Genomic DNA, 16,854 nt, shown 5'->3' on the forward strand with positions numbered 1-16,854 from the left:
TTATGAAAAAGATCGATGTGAAGAGCAGGTCTTAAATATTACTCTTTTCCAGTTCGTCCTGGGCTTCAAACCAGGATAGCTCTATTTGTTCAAGCATCTGGCTGACTTTGGAAAGTTCGCTATTGAGGTTCGTAATGTCGGAAGTTTTTCCAGAGTTATAGAGTGTAGGTGAGGCGAGCTTCTCTTCAAGTCTTTTTTTCATATCAGAGAATTTTGTCATTTGTGTTTCAAGATCTCTAATTTTTCGCCGTAAAGGGGCAAGCTGTCTTGTGAGCTCCTTCTTTTCTACACGTGTCATGGCCGATTCTGAGGTTTTTCTGCCGTCTGGCTGCTTTGCTGTGATGGCAGATGCAGCACGGCGGGCACGTGTTTCAAGCCATTCCTTGTAATCTGTCATATCCCCTTTGAAAGGGGTGATCGTACCATTTTCAGCAATCCATAAATCATCAGCGACAGAATCAACGAGGTAACTATCATGGCTGATTAAAATAACGGCACCGTCAAAATTGCACAGAGCGCGAATCAGGGCATCACGCGCATCAAGGTCAAGGTGGTTCGTTGGTTCGTCTAATAATAAAAGATGCGGGGCATGACGTGTGGCTAATGAAAGCAGAAGCCGCGCCTTTTCTCCCCCAGAAAGATTTTGCACAGCTGTTTCAGCTCTCATGGAGTCGAGTCCGAAACGCGCAAGTTGCGCCCTGATGGCTGTTGGAGTCGCTTTGGGCAAAGCCTTTGCCATATGGTCGATAGGGCTGTCGCTCATGATAAGTTCTTCACTTTGATGTTGAGCGAAATACCCTACTTTCAGGCGTGGGTTGGTTGATAATTCTCCCTCAAGGGGAGAGAGTCTTCCTGCCATAAGTTTGGCAAAGGTTGATTTACCCTGGCCGTTTTGCCCTAAAAGGGCGATACGGTCCTGCATATCAAGCCGTAAATTAAGATGGCTCAATATGGGTTTTCCGTCATAACCGACCGTAACATTTTCCAACCTGATCATTGGTGGTGGTAAAGCTTCTGGCTCCGGGAACGAGAAAACGGTTGGTGTCGCTTCAATGACTGAATCAATCTGTGGCAGTTTTACCAGGGCTTTCAGGCGTGCCTGAGCCTGCCGGGCCTTTGTGGCTTTTGCTCTGAAACGTGCGACGAAAGCTTCCATTTTAGCACGCTGGGCCGAAAGTTTTTCAGCAGCACGGTTCTGCTGGAGGGCTTGTTCTGTTTTGATTTGGATAAAACGGTCATACCCACCAGGTGTGACAGAAATTTTCCCCTGATCGAGATGAGCAATGGCATTGACTGTATTATCAAGCAGAGAGCGGTCATGGCTGACCATCAAAACAGCCCCTGAATATTTCGTCAGCCAGTTTTCCAGCCAAAGAGTTGCCTCTATATCAAGATGGTTTGTGGGTTCATCAAGAAGTAGTAAATCCGGGGCGAGGAAGAGAGCGCTGGCTAATGCAACGCGCATTCTCCATCCACCGGAGAAATCTGAAACAGAGCGTTGTTGTGCTTCATGGTCAAACCCGAGACCTGCCAGAATAGCACTTGCACGGGCAGGTGCGGCATGAGCGTCAATTGCGATCAGTCTTTCGTGAATTTCTGCCAATTTATGGGGGTCTGTGATGGTTTCTGCCTGAGCCAGGAGGGTGGCGCGCTCTTCATGGCTTTCAAGCACTGTTTCAAGAAGGGATTGCGGTCCAGAAGGCGTTTCCTGCTTAACGCGGCCAATTGTTGCACGATTGGAGAGGGTAATTGTTCCATCGTCGGGGGTAATATCTCCAGCAATAGCTGCCAGAAGGGTTGATTTCCCTACACCATTGCGTCCGACCAGGCCTATCCTGCGTCCCGGGTCTATTGTGAGTGAAGCTCCTTCAAGCAGGGGGCGTCCTGCAATGCGGAGTGTTAAATTATTAATGACAAGAAGACTCAAAAGTGATCCCCAGGGACTATAATTGCAGCTTGGTTTTTAAAAAAATTGGCTCGCACCCTATCAGATTCCTGATTTTTCCTCTAGTGAGTTCTGGAAAGCTTATCCTTTATATTAGAGAGAGGACAAATAATGGCCCTTGAACGCACACTTTCTATTATCAAACCAGATGCAACCGAGCGTAATCTTACCGGCAAAATCAATGCTGTGTTTGAAGATGCGGGTCTACGCATTGTTGCTCAGAAGCGTATTCAGCTGAGCGAGAAAGAAGCCGGCGCCTTCTACGAAGTACATAAAGATCGTCTATTCTTTGGCGAACTGGTTTCCTTCATGATCTCTGGCCCTGTTGTGGTACAGGTTCTTCAGGGTGAGAATGCTGTCGCTCTTCACCGTGAAGTTATGGGGGCCACGAACCCAGCTGAAGCAGCTGAAGGCACTGTGCGTAAACTCTTCGCCAAAAGCATTGGTGAGAATTCTGTCCATGGTTCAGACAGTCTCGAAAATGCCGCTCGTGAAATCAGCTTCTTTTTTGCGGAAACAGAAATTCTCCCCTGATTTTTTCAGGGAGATGATAGGGGAAATTGTTTTCCCCTATCGCTTCATTATCAGAAAGACTTTTCTTAGTCTTTCTATGCAATGGTCTTATCAATAAATTGTGCGAGCACTGCCGGATAAAGCCTGTGCTCTTCTTTGAGAACGCGGTTTCCCAGAATTTCGGCTGTATCTTCAGCAAGAACTGGTACTTTGGCCTGTGCTAGAATAGGGCCTTCATCAACACCATCTGTGACAAGATGTATCGTACATCCATGTTCTTGGACACCAGCTTTCAGGGCTGCTTCATGTGTATGAAGTCCAGGAAATTCTGGAAGCAGGCTTGGGTGGATATTTAACATATGCCCAGACCACTCCCTCACGAGATAAGGCGTTAAGACACGCATATAGCCAGCTAGGCAGATTATTTTAGCGCCTGAAGCACGGACCTGCCTGTCAATTTCCTTTTCATGCGCTTCACGGTCGCGGCCATAAAGCGTGTGATCGACTACGCTGGTGGGGATGCCATATTTCCGGGCAGTTTCAATCCCCGCCGCATCTGGTCGGTTGCTTAAAACCAATACAACGCGTGCCGGATATGCAGGATCAGCGCATGCTTCTAGCAAGGCAGTCATATTACTGCCACGCCCGCTGATCAGGATCGCAATGGGTGTTTTTTCTTTTGTCTTGTTCATTGCTCAGGCAAAGGAAACGGGATTGCTGAATTTAATATTCGTGCAGTCAGATGTTACGTGACCCATAACAAAACCTGTTTCTCCAAGGGATGCAAGTTCTGCCATAACCGCTTCAGGCTTCGAGGTGACAAGCACCATTCCGACTCCGCAATTAAAAACTTTCAGCATTTCTTCTTGTGTAACTGGCCCTTCTTTGGCGAGCCAGTGGAAAACCTTTGGTGCAGTCCAGCTTGCTCCATCAATGATGGCACCATGCCCTTCCGGCAGGATACGAGGCAGATTGCCGGGCAACCCACCACCTGTAATATGGCTGCATCCCTGAATGAGATTTTTTTCATGAAGGTGTAGGACCGTCTTGACGTAAAGGCGTGTTGGTTCAAGGAATGACTGTGCCAGTGTTTTGCCGGGGCTGAATGGTGAAGGGTCGTTCCATCCAAGGCCTGTTTTCTCGACAATACGGCGCACGAGAGAAAAACCGTTAGAATGTACACCTGAGGAAGGTAGACCTATGAGTGTATCACCAGCCTTAATCGTGGCAGGTAGTAATCTGTCCCGTTCAGCCGCTCCAACGCTAAAACCGGCCAGGTCATAATGCCCTTTGCCGTAAAGGCCGGGCATTTCTGCTGTTTCCCCGCCAACAAGGGCACAATTGCTTTCTTTGCAGGCACGCGCGATACTTTCGACAATACGCGTAGCGACCTCAAGGCTAAGCTGGCCTGTTGCCATATAATCAAGGAAAAAGAGGGGTTTTGCCCCTTGCACGATCAGGTCATTGACGCACATGGCGACGAGATCAATGCCGATATTGTCATGTTCGCCACTTTCTACTGCCAGAAGGAGTTTCGTCCCGACACCATCTGTGCAACTGACAAGGACAGGGTCGTTAAATCCGGCCGCTTTCAGGTCGAATAAAGCGCCAAATCCACCTAATCCTCCTATTACGCCGGGACGTGAAGTTGCTTTGGCGGCAGGTTTAATTGCTTCGACCAAAGCATCTCCGGCTGCTATATCCACTCCAGCATCAGCATAGCGTGCGCCGTTAGAAGGTCCAGAAGTCGAAGTCATAAAAAGTAAGCCTTTATTGGGGGTTGATGCTTCCCTTATTCTAAAGCATCCTTGCAAAAGACGAAATAGCTAGATGTGGCAGACAGGATATGAAACAATCCACCCTGATAGTCCGAGGGGGATTATGAGCCGGAATCAGTTACAAATGACACTGGATTTACGGCCCGGAGGGCGGTCTTTCAGTAGCGATTTTATCGCAGGTGCCTCCAATGCTTCAGCCCGCGCCTGGCTGTCACGGGAAAACTGGCCTGAAAATCGTCTCTGGTTATGGGGGCCTTCTGGAACGGGTAAAACACATTTACTGCGTTCCTGGTCTGAAAAAAATCTTGTTCATGTCTATGAAGCCTCAGCGCTTTCTGAAGAAAATTTAGCTGATATTCTGGGCGAGACAAAATATGAGGCGCCTGTTAAGGCAGTTGTGATCGACCATCTGGACGAAGGCCTGAATGAAGTTGCCCTTCTTCATCTGCTGAATCTTGCTTCTTCGCAAAAAGTGAGAGTTGTTATGGCTGCTCGGCAGCCACCTTCCTGGAAGCATTTCAGAGTACCAGACCTGGCTAGTCGCCTTAAAGCAACATGTACAACATTTATTGAAGAGCCAGAAGACAAATTACGAGCAACGCTTCTTTTGTCATTACTGGCCGAGCGACAACTTGTCGTGTCGCAACCAGTGACGGATTGGTTATGGCGTCATTTGCCCCGTACAGGAGAGGCCCTCGTAAGAGCTGTTACACGTCTTGATGAAATTGCCCTTGAAAGAGGAGAGCCGATCTCCCGGTCTCTTGCGCAAGAAGCTCTTGCTGATATGCTGGAATCTAGGGAGAGTGCGCCATGAAGAAAGTTTACTCCGATTCCGCTTCGCGATCTCATATTTCTTTTGGAGAAAAATATATTCCAAATGATGGCGAAAGAGATATCAGACATTCTCCTGAGCGTTTTGTTAATCGAGAGCTTTCATGGCTGGATTTTAATCAGAGAGTCATTGAAGAAGCTGAAAATAAACGTAATCCTTTACTTGAGCGTGTAAGTTTTCTATCAATCAGCGCCCGTAATCTTGATGAGTTTTATTCTGTACGTGTTGCCGGTCTTGTAGGGCAGGTGCGTGAGAATATTTCCACCCTAAGTCCTGATGGTGCAACGCCTGGGCAGCAGCTTGAGGAGGTCCGTCTTAAAGCCAGAGCCCTTAAACAGAATCAGCAGCATATCTGGCAGAATTTACGCAGAGAGCTTGATGAGTCTGGAATCCGGATTATTGAGCCTGACAAGTTAGCCGATAAGGATAAAGAGTGGTTGTCAGAATATTTCGATGACCAGATTTATCCTGTCCTGACACCTCTGGCTGTTGATCCTTCTCATCCATGTCCGTTTATTCCAAATATGGGGCTGGCCCTTGTTTTATCTCTGACCGATCCGCTTAATCATATCCATGTCATGGATGGGATTGTCCTTCTCCCCAGTCAGATATCACGTTTTTTGCGCCTTCCTTCCCAAAGTGATGAGATCAGATTCGTTTTGCTGGAAGATATTATTACACTTTTTGCTTCGCGCCTTTTTCCTGGAGTTTCTATCGAGTCTTCTGGCGTTTTACGAATTATCCGTGATACGGATGTAGAATTCGAGGATGAAGCTGAAGATCTCGTCAGCGCCTATGAAACTGCGTTAAAACAAAGGCGTAGAGGTGTTGGGATACATCTGGAACTTGAGGGAAGTTTACCCGATACATTAGGGCGTGAGCTTTATAAGGAAATGGGGGTTGGTCCTAAAGATGTGATTGTCCTGCCTGAAATGGTAGGGATGGTTGATCTGGCCCAGCTTGTGGTTAATGACCGCCCTGATCTTGTTTTTCCGCCTTATACGCCGCGCTTTCCACAGCGTGTTCTTGATTATGATGGCGATTGTTTTGCAGCGATCAGGGCTAATGATTTAATTGTTCATCATCCTTTTGAAAGTTTCGATGTCGTAGTAAAATTCTTGCAGCAGGCAGCTCTTGATCCGCATGTTCTGGCAATCAAGCAGACTCTTTATCGCACGTCGCGTGACAGCCCTATTGTTCATGCTCTTATTGAAGCTGCAGATGCAGGGAAATCAGTAACAGCCGTTGTTGAATTGCGTGCCAGATTTGATGAGGAGGCCAATATAAGATTGGCACGTGCTCTTGAAGCAGCGGGTGTACAGGTTGTTTTTGGCCTGGCACATTATAAAACACATGCAAAACTAAGCCTGGTTGTTCGCAGGGAAGAAAACCAGCTTCGTTCTTATGCTCATTTTGGTACAGGAAATTATCATCCATTAACGGCGAAAATTTATACAGATCTTTCTTTTTTCACTTGTAATAAGGCTTTAGTCGAAGATTCTGCACGCCTTTTTAATTATGTGACAGGCTGTATCGTGCCTGAACATATGCAGGCTGTTTCATTTTCTCCGATCAATATCCGCCAGACATTGGAAACCCTCATCAGGGAAGAAATTTCACATGTTCAGGCCGGCAGGCCCGGACATATTTGGTTGAAGATGAATAGCCTTGTCGATCCAAAATTAATTGATCTTCTTTATGAAGCATCTCAGGCAGGGGTTAAAATTGTAGCACTTGTGCGGGGCATATGCTGCTTGCGCCCTGGGGTTACGGGGCTTTCTGAGAGGATACAGGTCAGGTCTATTGTTGGACGTTTTCTGGAGCATTCGCGTATTTTTGCCTTTGGCAATGGGCGTCATTTACCGTCACGTCAGGCAAAACTTTTTATCTCCTCAGCTGACTGGATGCAACGTAATATGGATAAGCGCGTCGAGGTTCTTGTGCCAATCACTGACCCGCTGGTTCATGCCCAGATATTGGGACAGATTATGACTGTTGATCTGCGTGACACGCTTCAGACATGGAGAATGGGGCCTAAAGGTGACTGGCATCATGTTTCGATACAGCAGAGGGAGTTTTCTGCTCATGAGAATTTCATGAGTAATCCCTCACTCTCGAAGCGCAGCGGGGGATTGAACCGTATCAAACCCGAGCTTTATACAGTGCCCGAATTAAGTTGGGAGGAGGGAGGTCATGGAGCGTGCTGACCGAAAACGTGCAGCAATCGTTGATCTGGGATCAAACTCAGTGCGAATGGTCGTGTTTGAAGGGATCAGACGTAATCCCCTTATTAGTTTTAATGAAAAACATACGCTGAAATTAGGAAAAGGTCTTGATAAAACGGGCAAGCTAAATGAAGAGGGCGTGCTCAGAGCTAAAGATGTCCTTGTCCGTTATGCAACAATCGCTGCGGTCATGGGGGCAGAGCCTTTCCATATATTAGCGACTGCTGCGGTCAGAGATTCTTCTAATGGCCAGGAATTTATTGATTCAGTTAAGCAGCTTTTGCCCGATGTTACTTTCCGTATCCTTAATGGTGAGGAAGAGGCTGATTATGCAGCAAGTGGCATGTTATGTGCCCTGCCAGAGGCAAATGGTATCGTTGCTGATATTGGTGGGGGCTCACTTGAGCTGATTCATATTGCAGATAAGCGCCATTATGAAGCAATTACGACGCCTTTGGGTGTCATACGCCTGAGGGAAAAGGCAGATGAAGACCTCGAAAAAGCTGCCGCAATTGCATCAGGTCATTTTGAGAGAATCGACTGGCTTTCATCTGGACATGGACGTTCACTTTATCTGGTCGGAGGGGCTTTCCGGGCTTTGGCGAGGCTCTATATCGCCAAATATAATTACCCTCTTAATATTGTCCATTTACTCCGTCTTTCCATTCAGGAGGCGCGGGAACTAGCTTTATGGGCGGGTAGCGTTTCTGAAAAAGATCTGAAGGCTTTGGATAAAATCGGTTTAAAGCGCCTTCCGGATGTCCCTTATGCAGCAATTGTTCTGTTGGAATTGCTGGATCACATCTCGCCTATAGATATTGTTTTCAGCACTGAAGGGTTACGTGAAGGGTGGTACCTGCGTCATGTCGCGTCTTCTTTGTGGAATTTTGATCCATCTCTGATTCTTCTCGAAGAAATGGCCGCGAGGTCAAGCCGACAGGTAATGTCACCTAATCTTTTATATGAATGGACGTCATGTCTTTTTAAAGATGCAGGCGGATTAGGCGAGACCGCGTTATTTGCTACCTGGCGCTATTATGCCTGTTTGATTTCGGATATTGGTGCATTTGCACATCCTGAATATAGAGCAGAAGAATCCTATAGGCTTGTTCTTTATAATCAAGGCGTCAGCTTTGATCATGATACGAGGGCTTTCTTGGCGCTTGTTATGGGGATTCGTTACGGTATCGACCGCAATGATCCTTTGCTTGAGATTTCAAGAAGGATTCTTTCTCAAGAGAAATTTGAGCGTGCGATCCTGTTAGGGGCTCTGATAAGACTTGCTTATACGCTCTGTGCAGGGGCGGATGTTCTTCTGAAATCCTGCCAGCTTTCTCTCAAGAATGATGTTTTGACACTTGATCTGGGAGCAGGATTATTGCGCTCAGCTGGGAGTGCTGTTGAAATCCGCTTGAAGAAACTAGCTAAAGAGTTGGGAAAACCCTTCGCCATTCTGGAACAATAGAGTCATTTCATAAGTTAGGGTGAGAAAACGGTTCCAAAAGCCTTTCAAGGTAATCAAGTTCAGCTTTAGGTCGTGTTCTGTCAGAGGCACGGCGGCGTAATTCACGCTCTATGGAACGGTTTTTATAATTATCAGGGATATGGGCATCCGGGTTATTACCTGGATCGAGAGAACGTCCTAGCGGATCTTTCTTCTTAGAGGCAGTGGACTGACCATCCTCATCTCCATCATCTTCATCTTCGTCTTGCGGTTCTGATGCGCTTCCATTCTTCTGAGGGCTCTGATGGGTTTGAGAGGCGTGGGGAGGTAAAATAAAGCCCAACCGTCCTTGCGATTTATTCTGCATGGAATGCTGGTTTTTCTTCATTTCCTTTTGTGCTTGAGACAGATCCTCGAGGACTTTTTGTTCTGCTAAAGCAGTATGAGGGTCATTTCTCTGGGCAATGAATTTCAGGACTTGCACCATATCTTTTGAGGCGCGTTCAAAGGCTTTATTATCCTTATGAGTGAGTTCTTTCCCGCGTTCTATCAAAATCTTTGTTAAAGTCTGAAGCGCCTGCTGGATTTGATAATCCTCCTGGCGTTGCGTGGAAAATTGCTGTTCCATCACGAGGCCAGGAACCGTTTGATGGTGGGGATGATCAAGGTTTTCAGGAGGGGTAATGCCTAGCTGACGAAGCAAAGAGGCCGTAGACATCTGGGTTACATCCTGCGACTGACTGTCCTGATCATCAGAAGATGTGGCTTGTCGCCGGTGTGTATGGTTTAAAAGTTCTGTTTCTTTTTTAATGAGCGCTTGTAGAGCAGAGCGTTGATCTCTTGCTTCCTGCTGGGCTTTCATCTGTAAGGCAAGGGATTGAAGGTCAGGTTTCTGGGCCTGTCGCATCTGTTCAGCCATATCAGACAGCTTTGCCAGATGGTTCAGGGCCTTTGATGTCTGATTTTGCAGGACTTCCTGCTGGATTTTATGCGTGAGTTTCTGCCAGGGCGTATCCTTGTCAGAAGGTATAGGCAGGATAATCCCGGTCTGATTGGCTTGGTTGAACATGAGATCCATACGCTTATCGAGAGCCGTTTGCAGTCTCTCAAGGTGCGCATGTAATATTTCCTGATCTGAAATGGAAAAAGAGGTTTGTCCTGCTATCTGGTTGATATTATGGAGGACATCCTGATGGGCAGCTCTAAATTCTGCCATTGAAAGGGCAATAGCGGTTCCTGCGTTAGAACGATCTTCCTCATAAAGAGCTAGGAACCACAGGATTTCGCGGAGTTGATCTGATGGACGTGCTTTTTTTGCACTGATGAGGGCCTGCGAGAACGCAGATCTGACATCATAGGACATTGGCAACTGGCTTAGGAGAAGCAGCTCATCAAAGGATTGGGCGTATGTTTCTTCGTGCAGGGACACTCTTTTCCGCAGGTCAATCAGGGCACGTGCAAGTGGGTCAAGAAAAGGACGGGGTGTAAGATCTATCTGTTTGATCGAACTCCTAGCCGTTAAACCGGAGAGGCTGGTTGCTTCTAAATAAGCCTCAACCTTTCCTCCTGCAAAAGGATCAGCAGAGAGATCAAGATTCACCTGGCCTTCATTGGATGTGGGATGATTTTCAAGCGGAAGAACGATATGGCTGATACGGGGTTGATAACCATGTAATGGATGTTGATCTCTTTGTGTGAGAACCAGTTCAATGGATTTCAGGCCCTGTGGTTGACGGGCTATCCAGCTAATAGAGGTTCGCCAACTGTCTTTGAGACTTTTTGGTTTCTCTTTCCAGTTAATAAAAGGCGGAATATCTTTTTCAACGTGGATATTCCAGAAGGCAATGATACGCCCCCTTACAAAAATTTTTATGGTTTTACCTTCAAAAACAAGACCTTCAATTTTCCAGTTCTTATCTTCAAGTTTATGAGCTTTCAGTTTTTCAATGCCTGAAATATGAGGGACTTTTTTACCGCCAGTGATGACAGCATAAAAATGACTTCCCTGTAGGATCGGGGTCTCTAAAGTATGAGTCTGATTTTGCAGAAATAGAATGGTTTTTTTTGTAAAGGCAGGGGGCTCAATCCAGGCCTGTACTGACGCTAAGGGAACAAGGTCGTCATCTATCCCGGGGATGAAACCGGCTTCCAGACGTGAAAGACTATGTTGTCCTGCAAGAAACAGTCCTGCACTATATAAAACTATTAAAACAAGAAGAGTTATGCGTTCGTACCAGTGATGAAAAAAGCGCGGTTTCCTGACCTTCAGAGATGAGAGAGATGAAATGAGGCGGTTCTGATATTCCTGCCAGACCTGAAGATGCGCTTGTGAAGTCAGTGTTTTCGGAGGAGATGCAGGAGAATCATTCAGGCAAGCAAGAGGGCGCCCATATAGAGGAGTAGAACGCTCAATGAGGCGATCAAGCTCCTCTGTCGTTGGAGGAATGGATTTTTTCCGGCGCGTGAAAAAAAGGTAGAAGCACAGCAACAATACAGCCAGTTCTGCAAGACCATGAAATATGTCAGGCAGTTTCTGGGGAAGATGGAAAAGAGATGCCAGGCCCCATAAAAGGATAATCAGGAGCGACCAGCGCAGTTCAGCCCAAACCTGCTCTATCTTCAGGAGACGCAATGCTTTCAGGCGTATCCGTTTGAGATTCTGGTTAAAGGAAGCCCTGGTCGTCATCCTTACGATTAATCCTCAGGCCATGATGGCAAAAGTTCCTGTGCCAGAATTTCTTCCAAAGACTGTCTTTTACGGATAATGGCAGTCTGACCGTTTCTGACCATGATTTGGGTAGCCAAAGGGCGTGAATTATAAGTAGAACTCATTACCGAGCCATAAGCACCCGCATCAAGAATGGCGAGCATGTCACCCTTGGCAAGAGAGGGCAGCGGACGATTGCGGGCGAAAACGTCACTACTTTCACAGACTGGCCCCACAACGTCATATAATTCGGTTTCTTTGCAGGTAGGGTTTTTAAGAGGAACAATTCCGTGCCATGAATCATACATAGCAGGTCGGATGAGATCGTTCATTCCGGCATCAATGATGGCAAATTGCCTTGTACCCTTTTTGATTTCGATAATATCGGTCAGTAAAAGACCCGCAGGAGCAGAAATCCATCGTCCCGGTTCTAAACGTAAGGTGACATCGAGAGGGCAGAGTGTTTCGCGAATAATATTTGCGAGCATGTCAGGTTCCGGTGCGTTTTCATCGCGATAACAGATCCCTAAACCACCACCACAATCAAGTGTGGTAACGCTTAGCCCTTCCTGACGAAGCTCACGTACCATAATGGCCAGTTTTTCATAACCGGTCCTATAAGGTGCTTCAGTCAGGATCTGGCTCCCTAGGTGCACGGCAAGTCCAACCATTTCTATAGCTGAAAGCTCGGTTTGCGCTTTGCGGTAAAGGGCAATGACGTCCTGATGCGCAATGCCAAATTTATTTTCAGCTTTTCCTGTTGTGATTTTGGCGTGGGTACCAGCATCAACATCAGGGTTTACACGAAGGGCTGCGCGTATTTTTCTGTTTGCCGAAAGGGCAAGCTCATTGAGTCTGAAAAGTTCTTCAGCACTCTCGATATTGACCTGTGCAATCCCGAGCATGACGGCTTTGAGAAGTTCTTCATCAGTCTTTCCTACCCCGGAAAAGACGATATCCTCAGCCTTGATACCGGCTTGCAGGGCGCGTTCCATTTCTCCGCCACTGACAATATCAGCGCCATATCCAAGTTGTGCCAGGGAAGAAAGGCAGGCTTTGTGATCCTGTGATTTGACCGCAAAATGAAAATGAACAGTCTGTTTGTAATCCCTGAATGCCTCTTTGAATTTTAAGGCTCGTTCACGCAAGACAGTATCACTGATAACCCAGCAGGGGGTTCCGGCCTCTTTGGCCAGTGCCTGCAAGGGAGTGTTGTCAAAAAGCAGTCCCTTTTGCATATCATAGCGGAGGGAGGGATGACTGGAGCATAGGCTCTCTATCGTAGGGTCAGTATGGTCTGCGGTCATAAAATAGTACTATTGGCCCTGATTTATGAAGAATGTGAATCAAGAAGAGTGAGGCAGTATAAAGTATATAAACCTAATTCTCATAGGGCTGATTGGCAGAGAATTAAAGATTTACGATAAGTGGTGTCTATAGCTTGTCAGGAGATTTTTCTTTGTGATTTAAATGAAAGCCGAATTACTGCCAGAAATCCGATAAGAGCAGCAAAACAGCTTGCCAGAAATATATTCCTATAACCTGAGAGGTCTGCAATAAGTCCGGCTATTGGACCTGTGAGGCCGTAAGATAAATCCTGAAATGCCGAAAAGCCACCGAGAGCAATACCGCGTTCTTGTGGTGTAACCAGATTTATGACCTCACGACCAATTCCAGGATAGATCATTGAACAGCCGACTCCTGTCAGAAAAGCGCCTGATAGGGCGGTTATGGCTCCATTACTGCCCCATATTAATAATTGCCCGAAGGCTTCGATCAGGAGGGAATAAAGTGCAATACGCAGCCCACCGATACGATCAGGCAGGTTTCCACAAAAAAAACGTAACAGAACATAGCCAGATCCAAAGGCGCCAAGGCCCATTCCGGCTCCTGACCAATGATTTTCTGTAAAATAAAGAGCGAAAAAGGCACCGATTGCGGCAAAACCTATGCCTTGTAGGCATATGATCGATCCATGGAGCCAGATTTTTCGCAGAACTCTTAAAAATGAAGGTTTATGGGCGTGTGGTTCTGGCGGAGTAAAAGGGATTTTCATAATCGCGAAAAGCCCGATTGCTGGAAGAATGAAACTGACTAGCATCGCGCTGACATATCCGATATGATGATAAAGGATAAGGCCTAATGGCCCCCCAATGCCAATAGCACCATAAATAGCAGCTCCCACCAATGACATGACCTTGCCAGAGCGTTGTGGGCCAACGAGGGCAATGCCCCAGTTATTAATACCAACCCCAACGAAGCTCTCTCCCAGGCCAAGAATGACTCTTCCGCCTATCAATATGACGAGAGACAGATGAGGATGATCGGTTAGAAAGCCTGCCAAAAGGCAGAACATAGCCCCGGTCATATAAAGGATCAGCCCCCGTCTGACAGAGGGTTTTGAGCCTTTTACGTCAACAAATTTTCCTGCATAACCACGTGTCATGATTGTGGAGAAAAAAGCAATTCCGACAGTCAGGCCCGCCCAGAGGTTATTTAGTCCAAGGTTGTGAGCGACAAATATGGGGGCGATGGGTAAGGTAAGGCCAACACATAAATAGGCAATGAAGAGAATGGCTGTGAGAAACAGCAGATATTTTTGATAAGTGTCTTGATGGGTATCTAAAGACACGCGAATCTCTCCTGTGAATCAAAATAAGATATTGTTTCATATAAATTTTCGGAGCTCAGTAAGTGGGGCATCCATTACTGAGAAAAGCTCTGACTTGTTCAAGCAGAAAGACAAGTTTCGCAATTTGCCTTTATGATAGGAGAAATATCTCCAAACATTAAATTACGATTTTAATGATATGGTGCACCCGAAAGGACTCGAACCTCTAACCCCCAGATTCGTAGTCTGGTGCTCTATCCAGTTGAGCTACGGGTGCATAATTCATGGTAAGAAACCATGCTGGACAATAATGGTGCACCCGAAAGGACTCGAACCTCTAACCCCCAGATTCGTAGTCTGGTGCTCTATCCAGTTGAGCTACGGGTGCGTCTTGCGGCGTCTTCTATCTTCATTAACAAAGCAACGCAACCCCCTTTTGGCGCGTTTTTTTTGTTTTTAATGAATTATCTTATTCACGCTCCAGGGTGATCCGTGCCCGACAACGGGGTGAGGCATATGTCCCACCAATATTATGGCCGATAGGATAAGCCTTGAAGACCTGCCGATAGGGAGTGTTATTCATCCCTTTATCCGTAAGTTCTGCTCGAAAAACCTGATCCCCCTCAGAATAGGGGCCTCTTAAGACGGAAGTGCTGATTCCTGGTGTGAAGACAAGCGTCTTTCCACGCACCCTTAGGAGTGATTCGTCCTGAGTTGGACAGGCACCATCTTCTGTGACGAGTTTGCCTTTCCATGTTCCGTAAGCATTATGCGCCGGGTCGGGAATATCGCTACAGGCTCCCAGCAATGCCAGTCCAGCCAGAGGAAAAAAGAAAGAAAGGCGCATAAAGGCTCCTCATCATGCAGGGATATGATCTAAAAGATTTTATAAGACTACCATAAAAGGATGACGTTTTCGGTTACACCCTTTATAAATACCGAACTTTCAGAAAGAATTAAGCCATATTTTAGAGACGAGGCCAGAAACTTGACGCAGGACAGCGCAGAAAACCTTAATCAGCTTGATCAATCCCTTCATGAAGACAGAATTCTGATTCTTGATTTTGGTAGTCAGGTAACCCAGCTTATCGCACGGCGTGTACGCGAAAATGGCGTTTATTGTGAGATATGGCCTTATACAGTAAGTGATGAAAAAATCAGAGCTTTTCATCCGCGTGGAATTATTCTCTCGGGTAGCCCTGCTAGTGTTCATGACCAGAATGCGCCTCAGATTCCTAAAGTTGTTCTTGAGCTGGGTTGCCCCATTTTAGGAATTTGTTATGGTCAGCAAATTCTCTGCCAGACTCTCGGTGGAACAGTTGAAACACATGAACATCGTGAGTTTGGACGCGCCTATATTATGGTCGCAGAAGAATGCCTGCTCTCACACGGGCTCTGGGCGACTGGTGCTGAAGAGCAGGTCTGGATGAGTCATGGGGACCGTGTTACGTCCCTGCCTGATGGATTTAAGGCTGTTGCTTATTCCGAAGGGGCACCTTTTGCGATTATTGCTAATGATGAGCGGAAGATTTACGGGGTTCAGTTCCATCCCGAGGTTGTTCATACTCCCCATGGTGCAGCATTGATTCAGAATTTTGTCCATCGTGTCGCAGGATGTGCCGGCTCATGGACGATGGCCGGCTTCCGTGACCTGGAAATTGCCCGTATTCGCAAACAGGTTGGTGACAAAAAAGTCATATGCGGTCTCTCTGGTGGGGTTGACAGCTCTGTTGCTGCAAAACTGATTCATGAGGCGATCGGCGATCAGCTGACCTGTATTTTTGTGGATCCCGGTATTTTACGTGCTGGGGAAGCAGATGAAGTTGTCCGCACTTTCAGAGATGAGTTTAATATAAAGCTTGTTCACCGTGACGCTTCAGACCTGTTCCTGGGTGAGCTTGCTGGTGTGACAGACCCGGAAACAAAGCGCAAAACAATAGGGCGCCTTTTTGTAGAAGTCTTTGAAGAAGAAGCTGCCAAGCTGGGAGGCGCACAGTTCCTGGCTCAAGGCACTTTATATCCTGATGTTATTGAGAGTGTGAGCTTTACAGGCGGGCCATCTGTTACGATCAAATCCCACCATAATGTCGGCGGGTTGCCAGAGCGGATGAATATGCAGCTTGTCGAGCCACTGCGCGAGCTTTTCAAAGACGAAGTACGTGCATTGGGCAGAGAGCTGGGGATTCCAGAATCTATTGTTGGTCGTCATCCCTTCCCGGGACCGGGACTTGCTATCCGTATTCCTGGAGATGTGACACGCGAAAAGCTCGACCTTCTGAGAAAGGTTGATTCAATCTATCTGGAAGAAATCCGTAAAGCTGGTTTGTATGATGAAATCTGGCAGGCTTTCGCAGTGCTGCTTCCCGTCAGAACTGTCGGTGTGATGGGTGATGGTCGCACGTACGATCAAGCTTGCGCTCTGCGTGCTGTGACCAGCACGGATGGTATGACCGCTGAAGTCTATCCTTTCAGCTTCGACTTCCTCAACCGCGTTTCCAGCCGAATCGTAAATGAAGTCCGTGGTATCAACCGTGTCACTTATGACATTACCTCCAAGCCACCAGGAACAATTGAGTGGGAATGATTCCGTATTTTAAGGTGAAATAGGTTTGCCGAAAACCCCGCAGAAATGCGGGGTTTTGTTTTGAAACATACACGGATCACTGAATGTATCTCTGAGCATGTTTGAGTTATGATCTGTTTTGCTAGGGTTGTTTACGATATTGCAAAATCTGACTTTAATTTCGAAAATCGCAATTAATAAGAGAAAAAAAAGCAATTAGGGCTAAAATAAGACTT

The 16,854-nt window shown here is 46.8% G+C and carries 12 protein-coding genes and 2 tRNA genes; 5 read left to right on the forward strand and 9 right to left on the reverse strand.

The features are described 5' to 3' along the window. Window positions 1-31: 31 nt before the first annotated feature. Complete coding sequence (locus AC3B6P_RS09165; RefSeq protein ID WP_489805829.1) at window positions 32-1,927, reverse strand: ABC-F family ATP-binding cassette domain-containing protein; 1,896 nt, start codon at window positions 1,925-1,927, stop codon at window positions 32-34. 129 nt (window positions 1,928-2,056) lie between these two features. Here AC3B6P_RS09165 and ndk point away from each other — a divergent pair, with 129 nt between their 5' ends. Beyond that, window positions 2,057-2,479: a nucleoside-diphosphate kinase gene (gene ndk / locus AC3B6P_RS09170; protein WP_489805830.1), complete on the forward strand. Its 423-nt coding sequence runs from the start codon at window positions 2,057-2,059 to the stop codon at window positions 2,477-2,479. A gap of 74 nt (window positions 2,480-2,553) precedes the next feature. Here ndk and purN read toward each other — a convergent pair whose 3' ends face one another. Both purN and purM read right to left on the reverse strand, forming a co-directional pair. Then, on the reverse strand, window positions 2,554-3,150 hold the full coding sequence (gene purN / locus AC3B6P_RS09175; RefSeq protein WP_489805831.1) for a phosphoribosylglycinamide formyltransferase: 597 nt from the start codon (window positions 3,148-3,150) through the stop codon (window positions 2,554-2,556). A gap of 3 nt (window positions 3,151-3,153) precedes the next feature. Continuing rightward, the gene (gene purM / locus AC3B6P_RS09180; protein ID WP_489805832.1) at window positions 3,154-4,215 is read right to left on the reverse strand and encodes a phosphoribosylformylglycinamidine cyclo-ligase; all 1,062 of its coding nucleotides are present in this window, start codon (window positions 4,213-4,215) and stop codon (window positions 3,154-3,156) included. A gap of 73 nt (window positions 4,216-4,288) precedes the next feature. Between purM and AC3B6P_RS09185 the strand changes: the two genes are divergently transcribed. Genes AC3B6P_RS09185 through AC3B6P_RS09195 form a run of 3 tightly spaced genes read left to right on the forward strand, consistent with a single transcriptional unit; the run spans window position 4,289 to window position 8,758 of the window. Further along, window positions 4,289-5,050 carry a DnaA/Hda family protein gene (locus AC3B6P_RS09185; protein WP_489805833.1) on the forward strand — a complete coding sequence of 254 codons (762 nt, stop codon included), beginning with the start codon at window positions 4,289-4,291 and terminating at the stop codon, window positions 5,048-5,050. Then, a complete protein-coding gene (locus AC3B6P_RS09190; protein ID WP_489805834.1) occupies window positions 5,047-7,275 on the forward strand; it encodes an RNA degradosome polyphosphate kinase in 2,229 nt (742 codons plus the stop codon). Before AC3B6P_RS09185 ends, AC3B6P_RS09190 begins: the two co-directional genes overlap by 4 nt. Beyond that, complete coding sequence (locus AC3B6P_RS09195) at window positions 7,262-8,758, forward strand: Ppx/GppA phosphatase family protein (RefSeq protein WP_489805835.1); 1,497 nt, start codon at window positions 7,262-7,264, stop codon at window positions 8,756-8,758. Before AC3B6P_RS09190 ends, AC3B6P_RS09195 begins: the two co-directional genes overlap by 14 nt. A gap of 7 nt (window positions 8,759-8,765) precedes the next feature. Here AC3B6P_RS09195 and AC3B6P_RS09200 read toward each other — a convergent pair whose 3' ends face one another. From AC3B6P_RS09200 to AC3B6P_RS09225, 6 genes are all read right to left on the reverse strand, one after another. After that, complete coding sequence (locus tag AC3B6P_RS09200) at window positions 8,766-11,423, reverse strand: DUF4175 family protein (protein WP_489805836.1); 2,658 nt, start codon at window positions 11,421-11,423, stop codon at window positions 8,766-8,768. Window positions 11,424-11,431: 8 nt separating this feature from the next. Continuing rightward, entirely contained in the window at window positions 11,432-12,751 is a 1,320-nt protein-coding gene (gene lysA / locus AC3B6P_RS09205) for a diaminopimelate decarboxylase (RefSeq protein ID WP_489805837.1), read from the reverse strand. 137 nt (window positions 12,752-12,888) lie between these two features. Then, window positions 12,889-14,076, reverse strand: coding sequence for an MFS transporter (locus AC3B6P_RS09210; RefSeq protein ID WP_489805838.1), 1,188 nt, complete (start codon window positions 14,074-14,076; stop codon window positions 12,889-12,891). Window positions 14,077-14,255: 179 nt separating this feature from the next. Then, window positions 14,256-14,332: transfer RNA gene (locus AC3B6P_RS09215), tRNA-Arg, on the reverse strand. Window positions 14,333-14,366: 34 nt separating this feature from the next. Then, window positions 14,367-14,443, reverse strand: a tRNA-Arg gene (locus AC3B6P_RS09220). 81 nt (window positions 14,444-14,524) lie between these two features. Beyond that, complete coding sequence (locus AC3B6P_RS09225; RefSeq protein ID WP_489805839.1) at window positions 14,525-14,902, reverse strand: hypothetical protein; 378 nt, start codon at window positions 14,900-14,902, stop codon at window positions 14,525-14,527. Between the two features lie 141 nt (window positions 14,903-15,043). Between AC3B6P_RS09225 and guaA the strand changes: the two genes are divergently transcribed. Next, the gene (guaA, locus tag AC3B6P_RS09230) at window positions 15,044-16,639 is read left to right on the forward strand and encodes a glutamine-hydrolyzing GMP synthase (protein ID WP_489805840.1); all 1,596 of its coding nucleotides are present in this window, start codon (window positions 15,044-15,046) and stop codon (window positions 16,637-16,639) included. The last annotated feature ends 215 nt before the right edge of the window (window positions 16,640-16,854 follow it).

This window comes from Aristophania sp. ESL1142 (genome assembly GCF_058107345.1).

Excerpts from the sequence above, each read along its gene's own strand:
- ndk (WP_489805830.1), top strand. The coding sequence starts at position 2,057 with ATGGCCCTTGAACGCACACTTTCTATTATCAAACCAGATGCAACCGAG.
- purN (WP_489805831.1), bottom strand. The coding sequence starts at position 3,150 with ATGAACAAGACAAAAGAAAAAACACCCATTGCGATCCTGATCAGCGGG.
- purM (WP_489805832.1), bottom strand. The coding sequence starts at position 4,215 with ATGACTTCGACTTCTGGACCTTCTAACGGCGCACGCTATGCTGATGCT.
- AC3B6P_RS09185 (WP_489805833.1), top strand. The coding sequence starts at position 4,289 with ATGTGGCAGACAGGATATGAAACAATCCACCCTGATAGTCCGAGGGGG.
- AC3B6P_RS09190 (WP_489805834.1), top strand. The coding sequence starts at position 5,047 with ATGAAGAAAGTTTACTCCGATTCCGCTTCGCGATCTCATATTTCTTTT.
- AC3B6P_RS09195 (WP_489805835.1), top strand. The coding sequence starts at position 7,262 with ATGGAGCGTGCTGACCGAAAACGTGCAGCAATCGTTGATCTGGGATCA.
- AC3B6P_RS09200 (WP_489805836.1), bottom strand. The coding sequence starts at position 11,423 with ATGACGACCAGGGCTTCCTTTAACCAGAATCTCAAACGGATACGCCTG.
- lysA (WP_489805837.1), bottom strand. The coding sequence starts at position 12,751 with ATGACCGCAGACCATACTGACCCTACGATAGAGAGCCTATGCTCCAGT.
- AC3B6P_RS09225 (WP_489805839.1), bottom strand. The coding sequence starts at position 14,902 with ATGCGCCTTTCTTTCTTTTTTCCTCTGGCTGGACTGGCATTGCTGGGA.